General features: G+C 64.5%; 1 protein-coding gene. It reads left to right on the top strand.

Annotated elements, in window-relative coordinates; genetic code table 11:
- Positions 1-18 precede the first annotated feature (18 nt).
- Positions 19-589: PAS domain S-box protein (locus CXQ97_RS21045; RefSeq protein ID WP_219815484.1), on the top strand; the 571-nt coding region annotated here is incomplete at its 3' end.

Raw genomic sequence — 589 nt, 5'->3', positions numbered from 1 at the left:
GCCTTGCGCAGCCTGCACTTGCTCGACATCAGCTATGCAAGGCTGGCCGCCAGTCGCAGCGCGCTGGCGGATAGCGAGGAGCGGTTTCGCGATGTCGCCGAGGCCGCTTCCGATTGGATCTGGGAAACCGACGCGCAAGCTCGGCTGACCTTCCTTTCCAATCGCTTTCGCCAGATCACCGGACACGAATCCAGCCAGTGGCTGGGCCGCTCGTTGCTGGAACTGCTGATCAGCGACAGTGCCGCGCTGCAGAACTGGCTCCAGGCACCACAGGTCGCGCCACTGCGCAGCAGCTATCGTGCCGCCGATGGCTGCGAGCGTTTCTGCCGGCTGGCTGCCCGCGCCATCCGTCAGGACGACAAGCTGGTCGGCTATCGCGGCACCGCCAGCGACATCACCGAGGAAACCAAGGCGCAGGCTCGCGTTCAGTATCTCTCTCAGCACGATGCCCTGACCGGCCTGCCCAACCGCAGCCGGCTGCGCGACTACCTAGATCAGAATCTGGCGGCGCTTCGTAGCGGCTCGGCGCTGACACTGCTCTACATCGACCTGGACCGTTTCAAACCGGTGAATGACACCCTCGGTCACG

This window comes from Arthrobacter sp. B0490, from assembly GCF_002929355.1.
Classification (GTDB): domain Bacteria; phylum Actinomycetota; class Actinomycetes; order Actinomycetales; family Micrococcaceae; genus Arthrobacter_D.
Note: the sequence above shows the minus strand (reverse complement) of the source record. Positions and strands in the feature narration are given on the sequence as shown.